This is a genomic window from Staphylococcus schleiferi, from assembly GCF_025558325.1.
Lineage (GTDB): Bacteria > Bacillota > Bacilli > Staphylococcales > Staphylococcaceae > Staphylococcus > Staphylococcus schleiferi.
Genome location: NZ_CP094712.1, coordinates 1,437,828 through 1,452,783 on the forward strand (window position 1 = coordinate 1,437,828; position 14,956 = coordinate 1,452,783).

13 protein-coding genes and 1 riboswitch are annotated in these 14,956 nt (G+C 36.3%); of the genes, 5 read left to right on the forward strand and 8 right to left on the reverse strand.

The window, feature by feature from the left end:
• Positions 1 to 61: 61 nt before the first annotated feature.
• Positions 62 to 1,381, forward strand: a complete 1,320-nt coding sequence (locus MUA40_RS06805) for an ISL3 family transposase (RefSeq protein WP_262569280.1) — start codon at positions 62 to 64, stop codon at positions 1,379 to 1,381.
• 298 nt (positions 1,382 to 1,679) lie between these two features.
• On the opposite strand, the gene lysA is transcribed toward MUA40_RS06805, so the two are convergent.
• From lysA to MUA40_RS06845, 8 genes are all read right to left on the reverse strand, one after another.
• Positions 1,680 to 2,945: a diaminopimelate decarboxylase gene (gene lysA, locus MUA40_RS06810; RefSeq protein WP_016425051.1), complete on the reverse strand. Its 1,266-nt coding sequence runs from the start codon at positions 2,943 to 2,945 to the stop codon at positions 1,680 to 1,682.
• Entirely contained in the window at positions 2,946 to 4,019 is a 1,074-nt protein-coding gene (gene alr, locus MUA40_RS06815; protein WP_016425050.1) for an alanine racemase, read from the reverse strand.
• Positions 4,016 to 5,170 (reverse strand): M20 metallopeptidase family protein, encoded by a 1,155-nt coding sequence (locus MUA40_RS06820; protein WP_262569284.1) that lies wholly within the window; start codon positions 5,168 to 5,170, stop codon positions 4,016 to 4,018. The genes alr and MUA40_RS06820 overlap by 4 nt, the downstream gene beginning before the upstream one ends.
• Before the next feature lie 67 nt (positions 5,171 to 5,237).
• Positions 5,238 to 5,957, reverse strand: a complete 720-nt coding sequence (gene dapD / locus MUA40_RS06825; RefSeq protein WP_016425048.1) for a 2,3,4,5-tetrahydropyridine-2,6-dicarboxylate N-acetyltransferase — start codon at positions 5,955 to 5,957, stop codon at positions 5,238 to 5,240.
• A 17-nt stretch (positions 5,958 to 5,974) separates the two neighbouring features.
• Positions 5,975 to 6,697: a 4-hydroxy-tetrahydrodipicolinate reductase gene (dapB, locus tag MUA40_RS06830; protein WP_016425047.1), complete on the reverse strand. Its 723-nt coding sequence runs from the start codon at positions 6,695 to 6,697 to the stop codon at positions 5,975 to 5,977.
• Complete coding sequence (dapA, locus tag MUA40_RS06835) at positions 6,697 to 7,572, reverse strand: 4-hydroxy-tetrahydrodipicolinate synthase (protein ID WP_016425046.1); 876 nt, start codon at positions 7,570 to 7,572, stop codon at positions 6,697 to 6,699. The genes dapB and dapA overlap by 1 nt, the downstream gene beginning before the upstream one ends.
• Complete coding sequence (locus MUA40_RS06840) at positions 7,572 to 8,561, reverse strand: aspartate-semialdehyde dehydrogenase (RefSeq protein WP_016425045.1); 990 nt, start codon at positions 8,559 to 8,561, stop codon at positions 7,572 to 7,574. The genes dapA and MUA40_RS06840 overlap by 1 nt, the downstream gene beginning before the upstream one ends.
• A 221-nt stretch (positions 8,562 to 8,782) precedes the next feature.
• Positions 8,783 to 8,961, reverse strand: a riboswitch (Lysine riboswitch).
• Between the two features lie 102 nt (positions 8,962 to 9,063).
• The gene (locus tag MUA40_RS06845; RefSeq protein WP_016425044.1) at positions 9,064 to 10,674 is read right to left on the reverse strand and encodes an ABC-F family ATP-binding cassette domain-containing protein; all 1,611 of its coding nucleotides are present in this window, start codon (positions 10,672 to 10,674) and stop codon (positions 9,064 to 9,066) included.
• Positions 10,675 to 10,859: 185 nt separating this feature from the next.
• On the opposite strand from MUA40_RS06845, the gene MUA40_RS06850 reads away from it, so the two are divergent.
• The 4 genes from MUA40_RS06850 to MUA40_RS06865 all read left to right on the forward strand — a co-directional run bounded on the left by MUA40_RS06850 (position 10,860) and on the right by MUA40_RS06865 (position 14,946).
• Complete coding sequence (locus MUA40_RS06850) at positions 10,860 to 11,759, forward strand: CvfB family protein (RefSeq protein ID WP_155976424.1); 900 nt, start codon at positions 10,860 to 10,862, stop codon at positions 11,757 to 11,759.
• A gap of 304 nt (positions 11,760 to 12,063) precedes the next feature.
• On the forward strand, positions 12,064 to 12,774 hold the full coding sequence (locus MUA40_RS06855; RefSeq protein WP_262569286.1) for a CAT RNA binding domain-containing protein: 711 nt from the start codon (positions 12,064 to 12,066) through the stop codon (positions 12,772 to 12,774).
• Between the two features lie 149 nt (positions 12,775 to 12,923).
• The gene (locus tag MUA40_RS06860) at positions 12,924 to 13,250 is read left to right on the forward strand and encodes a PTS lactose/cellobiose transporter subunit IIA (RefSeq protein ID WP_016425041.1); all 327 of its coding nucleotides are present in this window, start codon (positions 12,924 to 12,926) and stop codon (positions 13,248 to 13,250) included.
• Positions 13,251 to 13,260: 10 nt separating this feature from the next.
• Positions 13,261 to 14,946, forward strand: a complete 1,686-nt coding sequence (locus tag MUA40_RS06865; RefSeq protein WP_016425040.1) for a PTS lactose transporter subunit IIBC — start codon at positions 13,261 to 13,263, stop codon at positions 14,944 to 14,946.
• Positions 14,947 to 14,956: the final 10 nt, after the last annotated feature.

A 14,956-nucleotide genomic window follows, 5' to 3' on the forward strand; every position in this document is an offset into this window, starting at 1 on the left:
AAGCACAAATATCTCTATAATTGTAAGTGACCAAACCAACGATTAAGGAGATATTGTGCCTATGTGTAATGATATATCAGAAATGCTTGGAATTAAAGTCAAAAATTTAAAAATCACTCAAAATCTAGGATTAGATGTACATAAAAACGTAAAGGCATTATTATACGAAGGCCAATTGACATATCATCCCAGTGCTTGTGCGTGTTGTGGAATTAAAAATGATGCCCATTTAATTATTAAACATGGCTTTCGTAAAACGAAAGTTTATATGGGATTAATTTTTGAAAGACCTGCCTATTTAAAATTGAAGAAACAGCGCTTTTACTGTAAAGCTTGTCAACAAACCTTTACAGCTCAAACACCCTATATTCAACCCCGATGTACCATCTCAAATGAGGTCAAATGCATGATGATCCGGAAACTATCTAAAGTCATCTCTGAAAAGGATGTCGCTGAAAGTCTATGTGTATCACCTTCAACTGTCCATCGCCATTTAAAAGAGGTAAGTGATTCGGTGAAGACGCAGGCACATCATGTTTTAGCTGAGCACTTAGCTTTTGACGAATTCAAATCAACGAAAGATGTCGAAGGTGCAATGAGCTTTATTTACTGTGATAGTGTAACCCATGATATCATCGATATTTTACCTGATCGTCGCAAACATAAATTAGAAGCCTATTTTTTAAAGTTCTCTAGAAAGCAACGTGAAAGAGTGAAAACCATCTCTATAGATATGTTTCCACCTTATATCGCACTCATTCAAGACTTATTTCCTCATGCGGAGATAATTATGGATCGCTTTCATATCGTGCAGGCTATCAATCGTGAAATCAATCGATGCCGAGTTCAAGTTATGAATGGTTTTAGGACAAAAGATAGACCTCAATATAATAAATTAAAGCGTTATTGGAAGTTACTATTAAAAGCGCCCTTAGATTTAGATCGAATGATATATCAGTCATACGGACTTTTTAAGTCTTGGCAGAGTCAATACAGTTTAGTTCAGTATTTATTGGAGCTTGATGAGAGGCTCAAAGAGACATATGAAACGGGGCATCGTCTTTTAAGTGCTCTGAAAGTAAACGATATCCAGCAATTACGCTTCATCTTACAGGATTCAAAAACAAAAGATATTTCACAAGGACTCAAGCGCGTCATTCAAACATTCATCAAATATTTGCCCTATATCTCAAATACGATGCGTTATCCACATTTAACGAATGGGCCAATTGAGGGCATTAATAATAAAATAAAACTGATTAAACGGGTTTCTTATGGTTATAGAAATTTCTGGAATTTTAGGAATCGAATCTTAATCATTTCCAAGGTATTTGTAAGTGAATATAAAAAACGCATTAAACAACAAAATAACGTTGCTTAATGCGTTATCGTCTCGCCAACCGACGTTGACAAAGAACCTTTTTTGTATGCTCAGTGGTTCATACAGCATACAGCATAAGACTAGGTCATCACTGTCAAAAAGAATCGCGCTAAGATGACTTTTAATAGAAAATCATCTTAGCGCTTCCTTTTTGTTATAAAACTTCGTATAATATGCCTTTGTTTTGCTAGGGGGACAACCTCAGCCCGTCGTCTCCGGCTCGTCCTGTACCTCATGCGAGGGTTATTAAAGATTGGATGTTCCAACTTCGTTCACTAACAAACCAAGGTTATGGATACTATTTAACGTCATTAATAATCAGTTGTCTTAAAGATTGGCGTTTAATGACTTCTCGTGCTTTTCCATCTTTCACAAAAAATACAGAAGGCTTTTGAATTTGGTTATAATTAGACGTCATACTATAATGATAAGCGCCTGTTGTTAAAACCGCTAAATAATCGCCACGTTTGACGCTTGAAGATAAGCGAGCTTCATGAATGAGAATATCACCGGATTCACACAGTTTACCTGCTAATGTTACCGTCTCATCTGCTTCTTCTTGACGGTTCACTAATAACACTTGATACTGTGCATCATATAAAGCTGTACGTATATGATCACTCATACCCCCATCAATAGATACATATTTATTCACATTTGGAATCTCTTTAATCGATCCTACCTCATATAAAGTGACACCTGCTTCTGCCACAATTGAACGACCCGGTTCAATACTTAAAGTTGGAATAGGGTAGTCAAGTTGATGACATGTTGCTTTTATGGCTTGAACAATTTCAGTAATGCCTTCCTCGATGTTGAAAGGACGATCACTTTCAACATACTTCACGCTAAAACCGCCCCCTAAATTAAGCAATTCAATCGAAATATCATTTTCTTTTAACCACTGTAAAACCATTTTCGCTGTTTCTATCATGCCCGTTGTTTCTTCAATTTGAGAACCAATATGAAAATGGATACCTTTAAAGTGAAGTTGTTGAGAAGCTTGTATTTTTTCGATAGCTTGTAAAGCAAGGCCGTGTTTTAATGATAATCCAAATTTACTTTTTTCTTGTCCCGTTTGTATAAATTCATGTGTGTGAGCCTCAACTCCAGGATTAACTCTAACTAAAACCTCGACTGTATCAGTAGCATAGCGCTCAATCAAATCAATTTCATCTAGCGCATCAACAACAAAATAACCAATACCACTTTCAATAGCATAGCGAATCTCTTGTTTTGTTTTATTGTTCCCATGAAAATGAATACGCTTCGGATCAAAACCTGCTTCTAAAGCTGTGTAGAGTTCTCCTTCAGACACCACATCTAAATCAAAATCTTCTGATTGTGCCAATTTGACCATTTGAATACAAGTGAACGCTTTTGAGGCATATGATAATACATAACCAATATCATTCTGTTGAAATGCGCTGTGATAGCGTCTCATTTGATTTCTTATTTGCGCTTCATCATAGACGATAGTAGGGGTCCCAAAGCTTTGGGCCAAAGTTTTTAAACTTGTTCCTGCCAAAGTGAGTTCTCCACTTTTATTGTAACTTACTGTCATTTATCTATACTCCTTTATCAGTGAATCCAAATTTAATGCGCTTAACTGCTCCGAATTCGCACCTACGCCTTTAAATGTATAATCATCGATGCGTAAATCTTCATTATACAAAATGACTTTATCTTTCGCTTGTACGTGTTCATCAACTTCAACAAACATATGACTCATCATTAAGGCACGAATAGGGTAAATACGTTGATTTATCATAACTTCATGTTGCGCACGTGTACGTAATATTCCATCTCCATAGCCAATATCAACGACGGCTAAACGTGTGTTATTTTCCTCCGCGGTATAAGCAAAGCTATAACCACAGTGATCTCCTTGTTGAACCTGTCTCACTTGGATGACATTTGCGCTTACTGTCAATGCTTGCGGGAATGCTTCTCGAGAAAGTGAAGCATATGGGCGAGAGCCGTATAAAGCTATGCCAATACGTGCATGTGTATGATGTTCAAAAACATGGCCCTCTCTAAAATAACTGGCGCTATTTTGTGCGTGTATCAAGTCAAACGACATATTCATTTTGTTGACTAGAACATCAACAACATTGAACCAAGCATCTCTTTCCTGTTGATACATCGTAACGTCAAATTCATCTGCATAGCCAAAATGAGTCCAAAGCCCAGTTATTATCATTTTAGGGCTATACGTTTGACGATGATCTTCAATAACTTTTATCATTTCATCAATCGTTTTAAAACCAGAACGATGTAATAAGTTTTCGTATTCTAAATGCACTTTAACATCAAACAATGCTTCTTTATATTGTTCATAAAATGCCAAAGAGGGCAATGTCATATGAATATCATATGTACGCAATAACTCAAATTCATCCGTTGCATTCATTAAAAAAATCGTCGCTGCAGCATCGATTTTACGAATCGCAATAGCTTCATTTAATGACGTTGTACTAAACGTATCAATACCCATTTCTTTAAATGTATTGACTGCAAAATCTAATCCGTAATTATATGCATTATTTTTAACAACAGCCATAATCGATTGATTACCTTTAACGCGTTTTACATTTTCTTTAAAACGCGCTTGATTGATTTGCCAAACTGCAGTCATGCTTCCACCTCGTTATAATTAAATAACAGTCTTTCATAATAATCCGCAATGCGAATTAATACATGCTCATCAAAATTTAATTGTGGGGTATGAAGACCACTTACAAATTGCTTTTCATCATTTCTAGTGCCTACAAATACAAAGTAAGCAGGGGCAATTTGACGATAAAAACTGAAGTCTTCACCAAACAAGTATGGACGTTCATTCTCAATAACCGTCATTTGGTGATAATTGAGACTTTCCACTACATATTTTTTTAATGATGGATCATTCATAGTAGGGGGATATCCTTCAGCAAACTTTACTTCGCAAGAGACATCAAATAAGGTATGCGCACTTTGCGCAATTTTTTGCATTTGATTTTGTATTGCGCTCAAATCATCCATATCATAAGTCCGAATTGTACCTTCTAAATAGCCTTTACTTGGTACCGTATTAATCGCTTCACCAGCATGGAAATGACCGATGTGAACAATATTGCGTTGTAGCCCGTTAAGATGATATTGTTGGATTTGTGAAACTTGCGTTAAAATATGCTGTAAAGCTTCACCCGCAGATTTACCTTGTTCTTTATTTGCAACATGACTCGATTCGCCCTCAATAAAAAATCGATATTCGGTCGCACTTGCTGTAATCTCATGATCTCTTATTACAACCGAACCTTCTTCAACAAAAGGCATCACATGTACACCATAAATGGCATCGATATGAAACTTATCTAAAGCATGAGACTTGATTAATAAATTCGCACCGCCCCCAGATTCTTCAGCAGGTTGAAAAATAAAAACAACATGGTGGGGTAATTGACCTTCATCAAATAGCTTTTTACATCTTTTTACAAATAACATTAATGCGGTTGTATGCCCATCATGCCCGCAAGCATGCATTTTATTATCCGTCTCACTTCGATAGACGACATCGTTCTCTTCGTGTATCGGAAGGGCATCGATATCAGCACGATAAGCAATGGTATGTTCACTATTGCCTTCTAAATAGGCGATGATACCCGTTTCTAAAGGCTTTTCGTAGGGGACCTCTAAGTCTATCAAAAATTGTTCTAAATAACGTGTTGTCTCAAACTCTTCTAAACTCAATTCAGGATGTTGATGTAAGTATCGACGATGTTGTGTGACAAATTCTATTTCGCTCATAAAAAACTCCTTTCTTTGTGCTATGTATAAAAAGAGGGCCGAGTTGTTTGCTCCGCCCACTCATAGATTACTCGTCTAATTTACGTAATGCTGCGACAATCTCACGTTTTGAATCTTCAACTTCATGTGCTTGTTTAATGACTTTTGCTGGTGTACCAGCGACTACCGCGCCAGCCGGAACATCTTGTGTGACAATCGCGCCAGCTGCGACAATAGCACCTTCACCCACACGTACACCTTCTAGAATCACAGCATTAGCACCAATCAAAACGTTATCTTCAATGATAACAGGGGAGGCGCTTGGGGGTTCAATTACACCCGCTAATACCGCACCTGCACCGACATGAACATTTTTACCCGTCGTTGCTCGGCCACCTAATGTTGCATTCATATCAATCATTGTACCTTCACCAACGACTGCACCTATATTAATTGTTGCACCCATCATTACGACCGCACCGTCACCAATGACTGCATGCTCTCTAATAAAAGCGCCTGGCTCAATACGGGCATTCGTATTTGTTAAATCTTTGAGTGGTATTGCTGAGTTACGACGGTCCATTTCAATTTCTAAGTCTTCAATTCTCATTTGGTTTTCTTCATAGAATGTTGCCCAGTCAGCAGCTTCACAAAAAATCACTTTTGAATTTTCAGAGCCGAAAACTTTAAATTGTTCTGGAAATGCGATGTCACTTAATTCACCATTAATATAGACCTTTAACGGCGTAGATTTTTTTGCATCGCTAATATATTGAATAATCTCTTCTGCTGTAAAATTTTTAACCATATTGTAAAAACGCTCCTTTATAAGTTATCAAATGTATAATACCCGGGTTGTTGATGAACTAACTTTTCTGCTGCACCCAATGCGCCATTTGCAAAAATATCTTTTGACTGAGCTCGATGTGTCAATGTAATTGTTTCATCGACGCCCGCAAATAATACATCATGTTCACCTACAATCGTGCCACCCCGTACTGTATGGATACCAATTTCATTTTTAGTTCTTTTCGCATCTTTTTGACTACGATCATAAACAGGGGAAACATCAGATCTTAGCGATGCAATGACATCATATAATTTTTCTAACGTTCCACTTGGTGCATCTACTTTTTGATTATGATGCGCTTCCGTTAATTCGATATCATAGTCATTTAATAAAGGCACTGCTGCTTCTAATATTTTTGTCAAAGCATGTACACCATAGCTCATATTTGCACTGAAAAATACAGGCATTGTATTGCCGAGTGTTTTTAATTTCTGAGTAATACGTTCTTTTTCTCCTGTTGTCGCAATCACAAGGGGTAATTTAAAATCATCCTCAAGTAATGGCAGTAACAAATTAGGATGAGAAAAGTCTATAGCAACCTCAGCTTCTGTGGCATCGCTTATTTTTTCATATAATGGGTACGGTATATTCTCTTTTTTTCGATTGACAATGACACCCACAATTTCATGTCCATTTTCTTCAGCTAATCTTGCGACACGTTGGTTCATTGCCCCATAACCAATAAGTAAAATTTTCATTATTGAACACCTGCTTTAAATTGTTCGTATGCTTCTTTCAATGTTTGTTGCTCTTGTTCATTTAATGTAACTAGAGGTAATCTCACTTCATATTGCCCAAATCCTTCTAATGCACAAAGGTACTTGATCGGAATAGGGTTGATATCAATACTCATCGCGTCTAGAAGGGCACGAATCGGTTGGAATAGAGCTTCGCGCTGTGACGCTTCTGTATATACTTGTTGAAACTGCTTCGGAATCACATTTGCGACAACCGAAATCACACCGTGACCACCTTGTTGATAATACGATAGAATATTGTCATCATTGCCACTATACAATGCAAACGAATCCGTATCAACCCGTGCTTGAATCTCTGCTAAATAATCAAAGTCATTTGTAGCATCTTTTAATGCAACAATATACGGATTCTGACTTAGGCGTTCAATCGTTTCAGGCTCAATTGTAGCGTTCGTACGTGAAGGAACATTATAAAGGACAACTGGCAAAGCTGTTGCATTTGCAATAGCTTCAAAATGAGCAATCAAGCCACGTTGACTCGTTTTTAAATAATACGGCGTGATTAACATAATTGCATCAGCTCCAAGCTCTTTTGCACGTAGAGAAGCTGCTATTGATTTTTTCGTATTATTTGTACCCGTTCCAACGATAATAGGTACACGTTGATCATTAACTTCAATAACTGTTTGAAGTATTTGGTCTTTTTCTTCATCAGTTAATGTTGGATTTTCGGCTGTTGTTCCATTAACGACTATCGATTGAATACCATTTTCGATAAGAAAATTGACATGATTACGAATCGCATTATAATCAACTTCATCGTTTGTAAAAGGGGTAATTAAAGCAACACCTGTTCCTTCAAAAATATGTCCCATTATAATTCTCCTTTCAATTTTAGCACTTGTTCTAATATTTGAACCGCATTCAGTGCCGCACCTTTTAATAAGTTATCTGAAGTTACCCATAAGTGAAATGTATTATCTAAAGAATCATCTTTTCGAATTCGACCAACAAACACTTCATCACGTCCTGTGGAATGAATCGCTAAAGGGTACGCATTATTTTCTGGATCATCGACCAAAACAACACGAGGGTCTTTTTCAAGTACATCTTGAATTTCTTTCACCGTTGTAGGTTGGTCTAAAGTGACGTTGATGTGAACACTGTGACTATCTTGAACTGGCACACGAACACAAGTCGCTGTTACATTTAATTCTGGCTCAGTTAAAATTTTTCTCGTTTCATCAATCATTTTTTGCTCTTCTTTTGTATACCCATCTTCAAGAAACACATCAATATGTGGCAGTACATTATTATAAATTGGATGTGGGTAAGCTTCAGGCGATAAACCTTTGGCCCCATTTTCTAAATCTTGTTTACCTTTCATACCTGAACCTGAAACAGCTTGATATGTTGTATAAGCAACTCGTTTTAAACCAAACTGTTCTTGCAATGGTTTCAAAGGAACGACCGATTGGATTGTAGAACAGTTCGGATTAGCAATAATCCCTCTCTTGAACGTTGGGGCATTCACTTCAGGCACAATCAAATCAACATCTTCTGTCATACGCCATTGACTTGAATTATCGATGACTGTAGCACCGTTAGATTCAAAATGTGGGGCAAATTGAGCACTTGTTCCGCCCCCTGCACTCATAAGCACATAATCAAAGTGATCTTCAGTGGCTTGCTCAGTTAATTCCTGAACAGTATATGTTTGTCCTTGAAAATCTACTTTTTGACCTGCAGAACGTCGTGACGAAAAAAGTACGAGTTCATCAAAAGGAATATTTTTTCGGTCAATCGTTTCTAAAATTTTTGTACCTACTAATCCTGTTGCACCTACAACTGCTAATTTTGTCATCTTATCTCACTCCAATTTTAAATTCAAAGTCATACTTCAATAAAGTCTGATTTAGCATTATCTTCACACAATTCAGATAATAATTGATATTTTAATCTTTACTTTACAACGCATCCACTGAATTGACAACTTAAATCAATAGTTAAGTCTAGACTTTACAAAAATGGGGGACACATATAAACAAAAAAGCAAGTTCGGCGTGCGAACTTGCTCAATCTATATACAAGTGATGCACTCCATTATTGTAACAATAATGACAGACTCTCAGCTCTTAACCAAAGAATCCAACAAACAAGCAACTGCAATACTGTTTGTTTCGGCATCTCACCCTTTCGATATATGTGCTTGCAGACACGCTTAAAATATATCTACTTATGATTGATGCGCCTCATCAGTGATATTCAATTATTATGAACTTCATTATACATATAAACGCTTAATGTGTAAACCTTTATGTGAAAGCTTTTCATTCTAGCTCTCTATTTAAGACATTGAAATGGGATTAGGCTTTTGCTTTAAGTACACCTTTTTCTTGCAAGTATAACTCATAACTCATTTCCTTAGAAAGACCGCCTTCATGGTCTAAATCAATCACACGATTCGCGATAGTATTGATAAACTCAAAGTCATGAGAAGTAAAGATGAGTGAGCCTTTAAATGTTTTCAAGCCTTCGTTTACTGAAGTGATACTTTCTAAATCTAGATGGTTGGTTGGCTCATCTAACAATAAGACGTTCGCACTTGATAACATCATTTTGCTAAGCATACAGCGTACTTTTTCTCCACCAGATAAAACGCTCGCTTTTTTCTTCACTTCTTCACCGCTAAATAGCATACGGCCTAGAAATCCGCGTAAAAACGTCTCTGTTTGTTCATCCTCTGGTGCATATTGACGCAACCAATCGACTAAGTTCATATCCACACCTTCAAAATAAGCAGAGTTATCTTTAGGGAAGTAACTTTGAGAAGTTGTCACACCCCATTTAACTGTACCTTCATCGGGTTCCATTTCACCAGCAAGTATTTTTAACAATGTCGTTTTTGCAATTTCACTTTCACCAATTAATACAGCTTTATCATTAGGGTTCATTGTGAAAGAGATGCCGTCTAAAACTTTTTCGCCTTCAATCGTTTTAGAAACATTGTCAACAAATAGTAGGTCATTTCCGATTTCACGTTCTGGCGTGAATTTAACGAACGGATAACGACGAGATGAAGGTTGAATATCATCTAATTCTATTTTCTCTAATTGCTTCTTACGACTTGTTGCTTGTTTCGATTTTGACGCATTGGCAGAGAAGCGCGCAATAAAGTCTTGTAATTCTTTGATTTTTTCTTCTTTTTTCTTATTTTGTTCTTGCGCCATCTTCTGAGCCAATTGGCTAGATTGATACCAAAAATCATAATTCCCTACATAAATTTTAATCTTACCGAAGTCGAGATCAGCGATGTGCGTACAAACATTATTTAAGAAATGTCTATCGTGGGAAACAACAATCACTGTATTTTCAAAGTTAATTAAAAAGTCTTCTAACCAACTAATGGCTTGAATGTCTAGTCCGTTGGTCGGCTCGTCGAGTAATAACACATCAGGTTGTCCAAATAAACTTTGCGCTAACAATACTTTAACTTTTTGATTATTTTCAAGTTCAGACATTTTTTTATCATGTAACTCTGCCGCAATACCAAGTCCTGAAAGTAATGTTGCCGCATCCGCTTCAGCATTCCAACCGTTCATTTCAGCAAATTCGCCTTCAAGTTCAGCAGCGCGTATTCCATCTTCATCACTAAAGTCAGGTTTCATATAGATTGCGTCTTTCTCTTGCATGACTTCGTATAAACGCTCATGCCCTTTAATGACAACATCTAGTACACGTTCATCTTCATATGCAAAGTGATCTTGTTTTAATACTGCTAAACGTTCATCTTTGCCTAACGAAACATGACCCGATTGAGAATCTAACTCTCCTGATAAAATTTTTAAAAACGTAGACTTTCCTGCACCATTTGCACCGATAAGTCCGTAACAATTTCCCGGTGTGAATTTAATATTCACATCTTCAAATAATTTACGATCACCGAAACGTAAACTCACATCTGTAACTTGTAACATGGATTTTCTCCTTTATTTCATTTTCATCTAATGGATGAATTATATCATGAGAAAGGGCTATAAATCTAATTTCTTTAAAAAATAATCGAACAGCACCGCATGACTTTTAAATGTAACTTACCCTTAATGCTTATACCACTATAAGATGATATAATAGAAATAACTTAATTATAGAGGAGTACGTTATGTCATTTAAAGAAAATGAAATTATAGGGACGATTGAATTTTTAGAAGTAAAAGCCCTTGAAGGTTCTACATATCATTTGGAAGGGCCGAACCAAGAATTAGTGAAATTAAATGCGTCAGAAGTCAATGCTGATGACGAATTAGAAATAGGGGAGTCATATAGTTTTTTCATCTATCCTAACCGATCTGGTGATTTATTTGCTACTCAAAATATGCCTGATATTACCGTGGGGCGTTATGACTTTGTTCGTGTACTCAGTACAGACCGTGATGGTGCACGCTTAGACGTCGGCTTACCAAGAGAAGTTTTAGTACCATGGGAAGATTTACCCAAGCTTAAATCGTTATGGCCTGTAAAAGGAGACTACGTTTTATGTACATTGAGAATTGACCGTGAACGACAAATGTTTGCTCGACTTGCATCAGAAACAACGGTCCAACAAATGTACACACCTGTTCATGATGACGCACTTAAAAACAAAACAATTCAAGCACGCCCATATCGTTTATTACGCGTAGGTACATTTCTTTTATCAGAAGAAGGCTACAAAATTTTTGTGCATGAGTCAGAACGTAAGGAAGAACCGAGACTAGGACAACAGTTAGATGTGCGCATTATTGGCTATAATGATAAAGGCGAATTAAACGGTTCATTTTTACCTTTTGCGCATGAACGTTTGGATGAAGATGGCGAACGTATATTTAACCTACTTGTTGAATACGAAGGCGAATTACCATTTTGGGACAAATCTAGCCCAGAAGCTATAAAAGAAGTTTTTAACATGAGTAAAGGCGCTTTTAAACGCGCTATCGGTCATTTATATAAAAAGCGCATTATCAATATTGAAACTGGAAAAATCACATTAACGAAAAAAGGTTGGTCTCGCTTAGAAGATTAACTCACGTAAAATTTTCAACTTAAAATCATTTCAGATAAAGCCTTGTCGTCATGCATACCACTTGATGATAGGGCTTTTTTCATATGTTTATTTAACGTCATTGTATCTCTATTTGTGTTTCGTCATATTAAATTTATATTGACATTTAAATTGAACAGCTTTATTATTATCATAAAGAACAAAAACGGACATTTTAAAACATTTCCATGGATCGTGACTATTGAATTAGGCGAAACCACAAATCAATTTTGTATCAGACGAATTGATTTGTGGTTTTTTTATTTGAGTTTTGGGAGGTTTATAAATGATTATTCAACAGGTTTTGAACAATAATTGTGCAATTGTCAAATCACACGAGCAAGAAGAACTGATTGTCACAGGTAAAGGTATCGCATTTAAAAAGAAAAAAGGGGACACTTTAGAACGTCAATTGGTTGAGAAAATTTTTCGTCTAGAAAACGAAAATATGAAGCAGAATCTGACTTTTTTAATTAAAGATGTTCCGATTAAATACATCTTAACTAGCTTTGAAGTTGTTTCAACTGTACAAAAGCATTTTAATCTGACGTTTCAAGACTATCTTTATGTGACATTAGCTGATCATTTATATGCAGCACAACATCGTATTGAAAATAACCTTTGGCAAGAAACCGTTATACCAGATATGCAGTCGCATTATCCACTTGAAATGGAGGCCGCAGAACTTGGGTTAAAAATCATTAATCAAAACTTAGCGCCATCGTTTCCACAATCTGAAGTTGTCAGTTTAGCATTACATTTTCTCAATGCCAAGCTGGATGTAAACACGACTCAAATAGAAGATAATGCACGATTCATTCGTATCATTAACTTCGTAAATCAGTTTTTAAATGACCATCAAATTGTTCGAACCCAACGTAATCATTATCACTACGACCGCTTTTTCACACACATGAGTTACTTTTATGAGTCTCAAAATGCAAATAAAGATGAAAATCAATTAAGTTCGATTGATGTTGCTATTTTTTTGGATTAAAACAATCTCATCCAGTCTCGTACAAACTTGCAAGCGAGCTGGCAGAAGCTTTAGAAAGTCAATTTCATCTCACCGTTCTAGAAACTGATAAATATCATTTTCAATTGCATATAGAGCGACTTATTTAAGGCGATAAAGGAGGAAAATTTATGTCTAAAGAAGATAACATGATGATTGGATTTACCATTGTTGCTATAGCAGGTGATGCACGTGCAGAAATTATGCGTGCATTCGAGGCAGCCAAAAGTAAAAACTTTCAAGAGGCGCAAGCACACATTGAAAATGCGAATCGATTTATTAATGAAGCACATGTGGAACAGACACAGCTTTTAGCAAAAGAGTCACGTGGCGAAGTCGGAGAAATGAGTTTTGTCATGGTTCATGGACAAGATCACCTCATGACGACAATGGCTTTACGAGATATTGCAAAATACTTTATTGATGTCTATCAGCAATTAGAACGCTTAGAGAGGTAGGTTAATATATATGAAATCCATTATCAAATATATAGAGCGTATGAAGCCTTTTTTTGAAAAGGTTGCAGCCAATCCGTATTTAACTGCAATTCGTGACGGATTTGTCGCAGTTATGCCTGTTATTTTATTTTCTTCATTGTTTATTTTAGTTGCTTATGTGCCGAATATATGGGGATTTCACTGGCCAAAACATATTGAAGAAATCATTATGAAAGTTTACACATTTACAATGGGAATGATTGCCGTTTATATTTCAGGGACTGTCACCAAGTCACTGACTGATAATAAAAATATCAAGTTACCTAAAACAAACCAAATCAATGTTATCTCCACATTTATCGCTGCCGAATCAGCACTATTAATTTTAGCGATGAATCCTGTAAAAGATGGTATTAATATTGATATGTTAGGTACCAAAGGGTTGATTGCCTCTTTCTTAGTCGCATTTATCGTTCCTAACATTTATTACGTTTGTATAAAAAATAATATTACGATTAAGATGCCTCCCCAAGTTCCAGGGAATATTGCACAAGCGTTTAAGGATATGATTCCATTCGCCTTATCGGTCTCCTTTTTCTGGATTATTGATATTTTAGTGAGACATTTAACAGAAGGAAATTTAGCCGAGCTTGTGACAATCTTACTTTCGCCTTTATTTACGGCTGCCAATGGTTACTTAGGCTTTGCTGTTATTTTTGGGTTCATTGCTTTCTTTTGGTTTATTGGTGTACACGGCCCATCCGTTGTGGGTCCTGCTGTGGTTGCAATCATGTATAATAACCAAGCTGAAAATTTACGCCTTTTTAGAGAAGGGCAACATGCAAGTTTTGCATTGACACAATCTACACAAGATTTCGTTGCACTAATGGGTGGTACTGGCGCGACTTTACTCGTCCCTTATTTATTTATATTTCTTTGTAAATCAAAAGAATTAAAAGCTGTTGGTAAAGCATCTGTCGTTCCAACTACTTTTGCAGTAAACGAACCTTTACTCTTTGGTGCACCGATTATCTTAAATCCAGTATTTATGATTCCTTTTATCATTACGCCTATTATTAATTCATGGATTTTAAAATTCTTTGTTGAACAATTAGGGATGAATGGTTTTATGCACTTACTTCCATGGCCTACACCAGCACCGATTGGTATATACATGGCTAGCAATTTTGCAATGCTTTCTCTTGTTTTAATAGCCGTATTATTGATAGTGGATTTTATTATTTGGTATCCATTTGTACGTGCATACGACAAAATCAAGCTTGATGAAGAACGCAGTACTGTAACTGCTGAATCAAGCAATGATTTAAAAGATACCTCTGATACAAAGACTGAACAAGAAAATGAATCTTCATATGACCAATCGACTCACAACTTTAGTGCCAATGTTTTAGTCGTCTGTGCAGGTGGCGGAACAAGTGGTATCCTAGCTAACGCACTTAACAAAACAACAAAAGAAAAAGGCGTTCAGTTAGAGGCAACCGCTCGTGCATATGGTCAAGACATGGATTTGATTCGTGACATGGATGTTGTAATCCTTGCACCACAAATGGATTCAATGAAAGATGAAATGAAGAAAATAACAGATCAATATGACGCACAACTAATGACTACAACTGGACGTGAATACATTGCGTTAACACGTGACGGAGATGCGGCATTAACAAAAATAGCTAACTTGATTCGTCAGAAAAATTAAACAAAAATAA

Bases quoted from the DNA above. Each gene is read 5' to 3' on its own strand.
- MUA40_RS06805 (WP_262569280.1), top strand. From the start codon at position 62: ATGTGTAATGATATATCAGAAATGCTTGGAATTAAAGTCAAAAATTTA.
- lysA (WP_016425051.1), bottom strand. From the start codon at position 2,945: ATGACAGTAAGTTACAATAAAAGTGGAGAACTCACTTTGGCAGGAACA.
- alr (WP_016425050.1), bottom strand. From the start codon at position 4,019: ATGACTGCAGTTTGGCAAATCAATCAAGCGCGTTTTAAAGAAAATGTA.
- MUA40_RS06820 (WP_262569284.1), bottom strand. From the start codon at position 5,170: ATGAGCGAAATAGAATTTGTCACACAACATCGTCGATACTTACATCAA.
- dapD (WP_016425048.1), bottom strand. From the start codon at position 5,957: ATGGTTAAAAATTTTACAGCAGAAGAGATTATTCAATATATTAGCGAT.
- dapB (WP_016425047.1), bottom strand. From the start codon at position 6,697: ATGAAAATTTTACTTATTGGTTATGGGGCAATGAACCAACGTGTCGCA.
- dapA (WP_016425046.1), bottom strand. From the start codon at position 7,572: ATGGGACATATTTTTGAAGGAACAGGTGTTGCTTTAATTACCCCTTTT.
- MUA40_RS06840 (WP_016425045.1), bottom strand. From the start codon at position 8,561: ATGACAAAATTAGCAGTTGTAGGTGCAACAGGATTAGTAGGTACAAAA.
- MUA40_RS06845 (WP_016425044.1), bottom strand. From the start codon at position 10,674: ATGTTACAAGTTACAGATGTGAGTTTACGTTTCGGTGATCGTAAATTA.
- MUA40_RS06850 (WP_155976424.1), top strand. From the start codon at position 10,860: ATGTCATTTAAAGAAAATGAAATTATAGGGACGATTGAATTTTTAGAA.
- MUA40_RS06855 (WP_262569286.1), top strand. From the start codon at position 12,064: ATGATTATTCAACAGGTTTTGAACAATAATTGTGCAATTGTCAAATCA.
- MUA40_RS06860 (WP_016425041.1), top strand. From the start codon at position 12,924: ATGTCTAAAGAAGATAACATGATGATTGGATTTACCATTGTTGCTATA.
- MUA40_RS06865 (WP_016425040.1), top strand. From the start codon at position 13,261: ATGAAATCCATTATCAAATATATAGAGCGTATGAAGCCTTTTTTTGAA.